Origin of the sequence: Streptosporangium sp. G11 (assembly GCF_051192615.1) — a bacterium.
Lineage (GTDB): Bacteria > Actinomycetota > Actinomycetes > Streptosporangiales > Streptosporangiaceae > Streptosporangium.
On sequence record NZ_JBPJUQ010000275.1, the window covers coordinates 1 to 1,518 of the forward strand.

Genomic DNA, 1,518 nt, shown 5'->3' on the forward strand with positions numbered 1-1,518 from the left:
CAGACCTTGTCCCGGCGGGTTCATAGCCGCTATCGACGCAAGGTGGCGGATACGGCTGTCGGCGGGCAGTCGGTGATCATCGAGTTATCCGTGCGACGCCTGTTTTGCGATGCGCCAGGCTGCCCCCGCCGCACCTTCGCCGAGCAGGTCGAGGGCCTGACCACCCGCTATGCCCGCTACACCCCTTGCCTGCTGGAGGTATTGCGGGCCACGGGCTTAGCGCTGGCCGGCCGCGCGGGGGCGAGATTCACCGCTGTCATGGCTGCGACGGTCAGCCGAGTGACGCTGTTGTCCCTGGTCATGGCGCTTCCTGACCCGGTACTGCCCGCGCCGCGGGTGCTGGGGGTCGATGATTTCGCCTTTCGCCGCGGGCAGGTCTACGGAACCGTTCTGATCGACTGCCTCACCCACAAGCCCGTCGAGGTGTTGCCGGACCGGCGGGGCGATACCTTCGCCGCCTGGCTGAGCGTGCACCCCGAAGTAGAGGTCATCTGCCGCGACCGGGCCGAGGCCTACGGCGAAGCAGCTAGCAGCGGGGCTCCTGCCGCGATACAGGTCGCCGATCGCTGGCACCTGTGGCACAACCTCGCCGAGGCCGTGGAGCGCTGCGTCCGCCAGCACCAACGCTGCCTGCCAGAACCCGACCAACCAGTCCCGGACGTGCTGCCCACCCCTGCTGAACAGGTGCGGCGGGCGGGACAGATCATTGCACCGGCCGGTCCTGAGGGCCGCTACGCCGACCGCACCCGCGATCAGCATGCCGCCGTGCGCACCTTGTGCGAGCAGGGCTACAGCCTGCGGGCCACCGCTCGCCACCTGGGCATCACCGTGCGCCGGGTCCGCCAATTGGTGCGCGCTGCGACCTGGCAGGAGCTGATCGCCGACCGCTGGCAAGGCCGCTATCGCCTGCTGGATCCCTACAAGGAGTATCTGCACCAACGGTGGCAAGAAGGCTGCACCAATCTCGTCCGGCTGCACGCCGAGATCACCGAGATGGGCTACCCGGGCAGCTACAACAGCCTGTGTGCCTACTTTCGGCGCTTCCGCCAGGTCAAAGGGCGCTGTCCGGCGCAACCGGCACCTTCCAGCGTCCGTGAGGTCACCGCGTGGCTCATCCGGCGCCCCGATGGGCTCAAAGAAACCGAGAAGCAGCAGCTCAAAGCCATATTAGTGCGTTGTCCGGAACTACAAGCCGTATCCGGGCACGTGCGGGCCTTCGCCGGAATGCTCGCCGACCTGGCCGCGGACCAGCTACCAGGCTGGCTTGCCGCGGTCCTGGCCGACAACCTGCCTGGCCTGCACTCATTCGTCCACGGAATCGAGCGTGATCTCGCTGCGGTCACTGCCGGATTGAGCTTGCCATGGAGTTCCGCAGCAGTGGAAGGCCAGGTCAACCGGATCAAGATGCTCAAGCGGCAGATGTTCGGCCGAGCCGGGTTCTCACTCCTGCGAAAACGAGTCCTGCTCGCATGATCATGAACACCCACAGTCACCCATCACGAAAATCTTGCCAGATCC

Annotated in this window: 1 protein-coding gene; it reads left to right on the top strand. The window is 66.3% G+C overall.

Annotation, left to right across the window (positions count from 1 at the left end):
* Window positions 1-1,473 (top strand): ISL3 family transposase (locus tag ACSDR0_RS50500; protein WP_435296115.1); only part of this gene is annotated, 1,473 nt, incomplete at its 5' end.
* Window positions 1,474-1,518 lie beyond the last annotated feature (45 nt).